The following is a 7,297-nucleotide window of genomic DNA, read 5'->3' as shown; positions in this document are numbered from 1 at the left end:
CCGGAGGGGCTGAGTTTGCCCGCCCATGTGCGCAGGTGCGCCTCAAAGACCGGGGCTCCGCCCCGCACCCCGCTCCTCAAACGCCGGAGGGGCTGGATTTGGCCCGCCCAAGCGCCCGCAGGGCAATTTCAGCCTCGCCGGCGTTTGAGGCGCGGGGTCCGGGGCGGAGCCCCGGGTCTTTGAGCCGCGCTGGCGCAGCCACGCCGCACCACATCCAGCCCCTCCGGCGTTTGAGGAGCGGGGGTCCGGGGGCCGGCCCCCGGCAGCGGTGCCGCACGCAGCAGATCCAGCCTCGCCGGCGTTTGAGGCGCGGGGCCGGGGGCCGGCCCCGGTGGCGGGGCCGTGCTCGAGGTTCCGGGGGCGTCCCCGCAGGGGTTACGGTTCGCCGAAGCGGGCCAGGGCCAGGGAGCCGGCCAGGGCTACGGCGAAGCCGGCCACGGCCAGCCAGGTCAGGCCGTCGCGGGTGCGGTCGCCGAGCCAAGCGACCCCGACCACCGCCGGGGCGATGGTCTCGCCCAGCACCAGGCCCGCCGTCGCCGCCGTCACCGAGCCCCGCTGCAACGCCGAGGTGAGGAGCAGGAACGCCGCACCTCCGCCCAGCAGCAGCGCGTACAGCGCGGGATTCCGTACGTCCCACACGGAGTCGAGCAGCCGCACGGCCACCTCCACCACCCCGAAGCCCGTCCCCGCCGCGAAGCCGAGGACCAGCGCCCGCGACCGGTCCGGGAGCCGCCCCGCCACCGCGCCCACCAGCAGCACCAGCACCGCCACCCCCAGCAGCCCCAGCTTCAGGGCGAGGGAGCCCTTCCCCGAGCCCTCCTCCCCGGACGCCAGCCCCAGCATCAGCAGCCCCGCGCACACCACCCCCACCGCACCCCACTCCACCCCCGACAGCCGCACCCGCAACAGCCTGGCCGCCACCACCGCCGTCACGGCCAGGCTCGCGGCCAGCGCGGCCCCCACCGCGTAGATCGGGATGTGGCGCAGCGCGATGATCTGGAGCACGAAGCCGACCGCGTCCAGCCCGAGCCCCGCCACGTACCGCCACTGCCGTGCGGCCCGCAGCAGCAGCGCCGGATCCACCCCGGACCCCGTCCCCGGCTCCGCCGCCCGCGCCGCGACCGCCTGCAGAACGGACGCCGTACCGAAGCAGACCGCCGCGCCCAGCGCGCAAATCATCCCAATCAGCACGAACTGACTCTAGGTCACGGATCCCGCGACGGCCGGATTCCATCGGCCGGTGGCCCCGCTCTAGTCTGTCGGCAGTACGCGAGGCCCCAGGGGGAGCAGCAGACATGGACAGCAGCAGCACCAACCAGCGCCGGATGCGCTCCGGCGCGGTGGCCCTCGGCGGCATGGGCCTGCTCGCGGCCACGCTCGTGGCCTGCGGCAGCAGCGACGAGCCCGACAAGCGCTGCGCCTCCCGCTCCACGCTGGACCACCTCAACAGCAAGGACTGCAAGAGCGGCGGCCGCGGCTCCTGGTACTACGGCGGCACCGTCAGGAGCGGCAAGGTCTCCGGCGGCAGCTTCGACAAGTCCGCCGTCACCCGCGGCGGCATCGGCGGCCACTCCAGCTCCGGCTCCAGCGGCGGCTGATCCCACCATGCAGCGGCACACCATCGAGCCCCGCCCCGACTGGCAGAAGACCGTCGAGGAGCAGGGCCTGATCTACCCCCTCACCCGCTACCCCGACGACTCCCTGCGCCCCTACTGGGACGAGAGCGCGTACTACTCCTTCTCCCTCCCCGAGGTCGAGGCCCTGGAGGACGTCGTCGAGGAACTGCACGCCATGTGCCTGGCCGCGGCCGCGCACATCGTCGAACACGACCGCTTCGCGGACCTCGGCATCACCGACCCGAAGCTGGCCGCGCTGATCGCCGAGTCCTGGCGCCGCCGCGCCGAACAGCCCTCCCTCTACGGCCGTTTCGACCTGCGCTACGACGGCACCGGCAGCCCGGCCAAGATGCTGGAGTACAACGCCGACACCCCCACCTCCCTCGTGGAGGCGGCCAGCCCCCAGTGGTTCTGGATGGAGGAGCGCTTCCCCGGCGCCGACCAGTGGAACTCCCTCCACGAGCGCCTCGTCGACGCCTGGCGCCGGCAGGCCGAGCTGCTGCCGCCCGGCCCGCTGCACTTCGCGCACTCCGAGACCGACGAGCTCGGCGAGGACCTGATGACGGTCGCCTACCTCCAGGAGACCGCCGAGCAGGCCGGCATCGAGACCCACGCCCTGTCCGTCGAGCAGATCGGCTGGGACAGCCTGTCGGGCCGGTTCGTCGACGACCGGCTCCGTTTCATCCGCGGCTGCTTCAAGCTCTACCCGTGGGAGTGGCTGGCCACCGACGAGTTCGGCCCGCAGGTCCTCGGCACCTACGACCACGGCGGCGGCTCCGGCACCACCTGCTGGATCGAGCCGCTGTGGAAGATGCTGCTGTCCAACAAGGCGCTGCTGGCGATCCTGTGGGAGCTCTTCCCGGAGCACCCGAACCTGCTGCCGGCCTACCTCGACGGTCCGCGCGAGCTGGCGGAGGAGGGCGGCTACGTCGCGAAGCCGCTGCTGGGCCGCGAGGGCGCGGGGGTCACCCTCCATGAACCGGGCGGCGAGCCGTTCGTGGCGCAGGAGGACGAGCGGTACTGCTTCCAGGGCCTGGCCCCGCTGCCCGACTTCGACGGCAACCGGGTGGTGCTCGGCGCGTGGGTCGTCGAGGACGAGGCGGCGGGGCTCGGCATCCGCGAATCGGCGGGGCCGGTCACGGACGAGTACGCCCGCTTCCTGCCGCACGTCATTCTCTAGGCCGGCCGCCGCGAAACCGCGGCTGCGGAATGTTGAAAACAATACGCACCGAAGAGCCAGCCGAAAAGAAAAGCAGCGGGGCTCGTATGGTCGGCATGTGAAAAAGTGTTGACAGGCCATTTCTCACTGTTCGACGGTGATGGCCCACCGGACACCGGCGGGCGCAGCGACCTGTACTGCGGCCCCGTCGCGAGCCTGCTTGAGATGAATCTCGTTGTACGTGCTGCTGGTTTCGCGGTCGAGGCAGGTCAGCGGGAACTGCAGGCTCCCCGGAGTCAGGGAGACGGTGAGCGTGCCCTCACCCTGGCACGTGACCTGGATGGCCAGTCGCCCTTCGGCCACCTTCCCCTTGATCGGGAGCGTGGCATTGCCGCTGCGGTCCGCCTCACTGATCAGAGCCGTCCCGTCGAGAGGCTTGGGGGCCTGTGAAACGCTCTCGCCGTCGATGTGTTCCGCCCTGAGCTTCGCCGCCGGGGCGGTGGCCGACGGTGTCGGTCGCGCCGCCGCCGGCGTGTGCGCATCGCCCGGGGCCTGGGTGCATGCGCTGGCCCCGAGGAGCAGGGCCAGCCCGGCGAGCAGGCCGGGCGCGGTGCGCCGCGGCCCGCCCGCCGGAGGGAGGATCAGCCTTCCCACAGGTACCAGCCGACCTTGAGCGGGGTGTAGCTGGTGACGGTCTTCTTGGCGCTGGTGGTGCAGTTGCTGTAGGCCGTGTAGCTGGTGCCGGTGTTCTTGAGCCGGTAGACGCCGTACTTGGCGTTGGTGGTCTTCTTCGGCGGGGTGTCGACCGAGACGCTGTTGCCGAGCTTGGCCGTCAGCTTGGCGGAGAGGTTGACGTCGTACTTGGCCTCGATCTTGGCGATCATCACGTCGACGCTGGTGGCCAGGCCCGCGGTGACGGAGACGCCGACCTCGCCGGTGACCTCGGACGTGAAGGTCGAGCGGACGGTGCGGGAGGTGCCGTTGTAGTTCGAATTCGTCGGGCCGACACCGGCGTGGTACGTGGTCCCCTTGCTGGTGGGGATGTAGATGCGCTGGGTCGGGCCGCAGTACTCGCCCTCGGTGGTGTCGGTGCCGGGCTTGCTGGGGACCCACGGCTCCGGGTCGGGGTCCACGGGGGTTCCCAGGTCGGTCTCCTCCGGCGCGGAGGGCGGGGCCGTGTTCACCTCTCCGTCGGCGGGAGTGGGGTCCTCCTCCGCCACCGCCGCGGGAGCGGACTGTGCGGCGTAGGCGCTCGCGGGTGCGGCCATGCCGGTCACGGCAGCGAGCGCGATGGCGGCGACGAGGGGACCTCGCCTGACATTGATACGCATTTTTTCAGTTCCCCCTTTTTTCGTCCGGCTCGGTCCGGCCGGCAAGAAGAACGCTATGCCTGCCGGGGAGGGGAGAAATAGGGGAAGGGAGGAGTCCTGAGGTATATCTGAGGTTGCCGGGTCGACGTTTGCGCATTGATGTCGCGATGCCCGAAGTGTGCCCTCGCGTGGAATTCGGACTTCCGCCTGGAAGTAATTATTCCGATTCTACATATCGTTGATTCCTGAAACCGGAATGCATACAACTCGGGCGAAGGCTTTCGCAGTGCGGCCTGGCCGGGACGGACCGGGAAGCCCGCCGTCGCCGCCAGGCCGCGGCCGCAACCTACGCGGAGAGCACGGCCCTGAGCTGGTCCAGCCCCCAGTCCAGGTCTTCCTTGGAGATCACCAGGGGCGGGGCCAGCCGGATCGTCGAGCCGTGCGTGTCCTTCGCCAGTACCCCGCGCTCCATCAGCTTCTCGGAGATCTCCCGGCCCGTCCCGTGCGCGGGGTCGATGTCCACGCCCGCCCACAGCCCCCGCCCCCGTACGGCGGTCACCGCGCCCGCGCCGACCAGCAGGCCCAGCTCCCGGTGCAGGTGGTCGCCGAGTTCGGCGGCCCGCTGCTGGTACTCGCCGGTCCGCAGCATCGCGATGACCTCCAGGGCGACCGCGCAGGCGAGCGGGTTGCCGCCGAAGGTGGAACCGTGCTCGCCCGGCCGGAACACCCCGAGCACGTCCGTGTCGGCGACGACCGCCGACACCGGGACGACGCCGCCGCCGAGCGCCTTGCCGAGGATGTACACGTCCGGGACGACCTCCTCGTGCTCGCACGCGAAGGTCCGGCCGGTCCGCCCGAGCCCCGACTGGATCTCGTCGGCCATGAAGAGCACGTTCCGCTCGCGCGTGAGCTCCCGTACGCCCCTCAGGTACCCGGCGGGCGGCACCAGGACCCCCGCCTCGCCCTGGATCGGCTCCAGCAGCACGGCGACGGTGTTCTCGGTGACCGCGTGGGCGAGCGCGGTGAGGTCCCCGTACGGGACGATCTCGAAGCCCGGCGTGTACGGGCCGAAGTGGTCGCGCGACTCGTGGTCCGTGGAGAAGGAGACGATGGTCGTCGTCCGCCCGTGGAAGTTGTCGGCGGCGACCACGATCTTGGCGTGCCCGTCCGGAACGCCCTTCACCTCGTAGCCCCACTTGCGGGCGGTCTTCACGGCCGTCTCCACCGCCTCCGCGCCCGTGTTCATGGGCAGCACCATCTCCTTGCCGCAGAGCGCGGCGAGTTCGGTGCAGAAGTCGGCGAAGCGGTCGTGGTGGAAGGCGCGCGAGGTCAGCGTGACCCGTTCCAGCTGCGCCTTGGCCGCGTCGATCAGGCGGCGGTTGCCGTGCCCGAAGTTGAGCGCCGAATAGCCGGCGAGCATGTCCAGGTAGCGGCGGCCCTCCACGTCGGTCATCCACGCGCCCTCCGCGGAGGCGACGACCACGGGCAGCGGGTGGTAGGTGTGCGCGCTGTGCGCGTCGGCGGTACGGATGGCATCAGCAGTTGTCGACACGGGGTCTCCGATCGTCCGTCAGGCCTGTGACGAGGGTGGCGTCACTTTCCATCCTCGCTCGTATACCGGACGGAGAAACCTTTCTCGTGGCGCGCCCGCTAAGGTGACGGGTACGCACGGCGACTGGCGTACGGAGAACGAACTCCGGGGGAGTCGTGCGCGCACTACCGCATACAGGGCCGCTCGCCTGGGCCTCGCGGGGTACCGATCCACATCGACCCCGGAGGAGCCCGCCATGTCAGCGAGCCGCCATCCCGCCCACAGCCACCCTTCCCTTTGGGCGACCGACCCCGAACTGGCGTCCTTCGTCGCGGCGGAGGAAGTACTCCAGGCGGAGACCCTGCGCCTGATCCCGAGCGAGAACTACGTGTCCGCGGCCGTGCTGGAGGCCTCCGGCACGGTCCTGCAGAACAAGTACAGCGAGGGCTACCCCGGCCGCCGCTACTACGAGGGCCAGCAGAACATCGACCGCGTCGAGGCCCTGGCGGTCGAGCGGGCCAAGGGCCTGTTCGGCGTGGACCACGCCAACGTGCAGCCGTACTCCGGCTCGCCGGCCAACCTGGCGGTGTACCTGGCCTTCGCGAAGCCGGGCGACACGGTCATGGGCATGGCGCTGCCGATGGGCGGGCACCTGACCCACGGCTGGGGCGTCTCGGCGACGGGCTCGTGGTTCCGGGGCGTCCAGTACGGCGTGCGGGCCACTGCGGATCCTGAAACGAATGGCCTGATCGACTACGACGCGGTCCGCGACCTGGCCCTGGCCGAGCGCCCGAAGATCATCTTCTGTGGCGGCACGGCCCTGCCCCGCACGATCGACTTCGCGGCGTTCGCGTCGATCGCCGAGGAGGCGGGCTCGATCCTCGTCGCGGACGTGGCGCACATCGCGGGCCTGATCGCGGGCGGGGCGCACCCGTCCCCGGCGGGGCACGTGGACGTCATCTCCACCACCACGCACAAGACGCTGCGCGGTCCGCGCGGCGCCATGCTGATGTGCCGGGAGGAGCACGCGAAGGCCATCGACAAGGCGGTCTTCCCGGGCCTCCAGGGCGGCCCGCACAACCAGACGACGGCGGGCATCGCGGTGGCCCTGCACGAGGCGGCCCAGCCGTCGTTCGTCTCGTACGCGCACGGGGTCGTCGCGAACGCCAAGGCCCTGGCGGAGGCCCTGCTGGCGCGGGGCTTCGACCTGGTCTCGGGCGGTACGGACAACCACCTGATCCTGATGGACCTGACCTCGCGGGACGTGCCGGGCAAGGTGGCGGCGAAGGCGCTGGACCGCGCGGGCATCGTGGTGAACTACAACACGGTGCCGTTCGACCCCCGCAAGCCGTTCGATCCCTCGGGGGTGCGGATCGGTACGCCGTCGCTGACGTCCCGCGGCCTGTCGGTCGAGCACATGCCGCTCGTCGCGGACTGGATCGCGCGCTCGGTCGACGCCGCCGCCAAGGCCGACGAGCCGGCGCTTGCCGCCGTCCGCGCGGAGGTCGCCTCCCTGATGGCCGCCTTCCCGGCCCCGGGCCTCCCCCTGTCCTGACCTGCGTCGCCGCGCCCCGGGGCTCCGCCCCGCACCCCGCGCCTCAAACGCCGGCGGGGCTCGATTCGCCTCCGGCGGCGCCTCAAACGCCGGCGGGGCTGGACTGCCCGGAGGGCAATCCAGCCC

General features: G+C 71.4%; 7 protein-coding genes and 1 riboswitch. Of the genes, 3 read left to right on the top strand and 4 right to left on the bottom strand.

Annotated features, from left to right (window positions below; translation table 11 throughout):
* Nucleotides 1-375: 375 nt before the first annotated feature.
* Nucleotides 376-1,179, bottom strand: coding sequence for a hypothetical protein (locus tag ACFTXQ_RS36100; protein WP_382649785.1), 804 nt, complete (start codon nt 1,177-1,179; stop codon nt 376-378).
* A 116-nt stretch (nt 1,180-1,295) separates the two neighbouring features.
* Here ACFTXQ_RS36100 and ACFTXQ_RS36095 point away from each other — a divergent pair, with 116 nt between their 5' ends.
* Nucleotides 1,296-1,598 carry a hypothetical protein gene (locus tag ACFTXQ_RS36095; protein WP_382649782.1) on the top strand — a complete coding sequence of 101 codons (303 nt, stop codon included), beginning with the start codon at nt 1,296-1,298 and terminating at the stop codon, nt 1,596-1,598.
* A 7-nt stretch (nt 1,599-1,605) separates the two neighbouring features.
* The gene (locus ACFTXQ_RS36090; protein WP_382649779.1) at nt 1,606-2,796 is read left to right on the top strand and encodes a glutathionylspermidine synthase family protein; all 1,191 of its coding nucleotides are present in this window, start codon (nt 1,606-1,608) and stop codon (nt 2,794-2,796) included.
* 123 nt (nt 2,797-2,919) lie between these two features.
* On the opposite strand, the gene ACFTXQ_RS36085 is transcribed toward ACFTXQ_RS36090, so the two are convergent.
* The 3 genes from ACFTXQ_RS36085 to rocD form a co-directional block, all read right to left on the bottom strand.
* On the bottom strand, nt 2,920-3,429 hold the full coding sequence (locus ACFTXQ_RS36085) for a hypothetical protein (protein WP_382649776.1): 510 nt from the start codon (nt 3,427-3,429) through the stop codon (nt 2,920-2,922).
* On the bottom strand, nt 3,417-4,106 hold the full coding sequence (locus ACFTXQ_RS36080) for a hypothetical protein (protein WP_382649773.1): 690 nt from the start codon (nt 4,104-4,106) through the stop codon (nt 3,417-3,419). Before ACFTXQ_RS36080 ends, ACFTXQ_RS36085 begins: the two co-directional genes overlap by 13 nt.
* Before the next feature lie 325 nt (nt 4,107-4,431).
* Nucleotides 4,432-5,637, bottom strand: a complete 1,206-nt coding sequence (gene rocD, locus ACFTXQ_RS36075; RefSeq protein WP_382649770.1) for an ornithine--oxo-acid transaminase — start codon at nt 5,635-5,637, stop codon at nt 4,432-4,434.
* A 109-nt stretch (nt 5,638-5,746) separates the two neighbouring features.
* A riboswitch (ZMP/ZTP riboswitch) is annotated at nt 5,747-5,837 on the top strand.
* A gap of 35 nt (nt 5,838-5,872) precedes the next feature.
* Here rocD and glyA point away from each other — a divergent pair.
* On the top strand, nt 5,873-7,171 hold the full coding sequence (gene glyA, locus ACFTXQ_RS36070) for a serine hydroxymethyltransferase (RefSeq protein WP_382649767.1): 1,299 nt from the start codon (nt 5,873-5,875) through the stop codon (nt 7,169-7,171).
* The last annotated feature ends 126 nt before the right edge of the window (nt 7,172-7,297 follow it).

It is taken from the genome of Streptomyces sp. NPDC057010, from assembly GCF_042673805.1.
In the GTDB taxonomy this organism is placed as follows: Bacteria; Actinomycetota; Actinomycetes; order Streptomycetales; family Streptomycetaceae; genus Streptomyces.
This window is presented reverse-complemented; position numbering and strand designations above follow the sequence as displayed.

Bases quoted from the DNA above. Each gene is read 5' to 3' on its own strand.
- glyA (WP_382649767.1), top strand. From the start codon at position 5,873: ATGTCAGCGAGCCGCCATCCCGCCCACAGCCACCCTTCCCTTTGGGCG.
- ACFTXQ_RS36095 (WP_382649782.1), top strand. From the start codon at position 1,296: ATGGACAGCAGCAGCACCAACCAGCGCCGGATGCGCTCCGGCGCGGTG.
- ACFTXQ_RS36090 (WP_382649779.1), top strand. From the start codon at position 1,606: ATGCAGCGGCACACCATCGAGCCCCGCCCCGACTGGCAGAAGACCGTC.
- ACFTXQ_RS36100 (WP_382649785.1), bottom strand. From the start codon at position 1,179: ATGATTTGCGCGCTGGGCGCGGCGGTCTGCTTCGGTACGGCGTCCGTT.
- ACFTXQ_RS36080 (WP_382649773.1), bottom strand. From the start codon at position 4,106: ATGCGTATCAATGTCAGGCGAGGTCCCCTCGTCGCCGCCATCGCGCTC.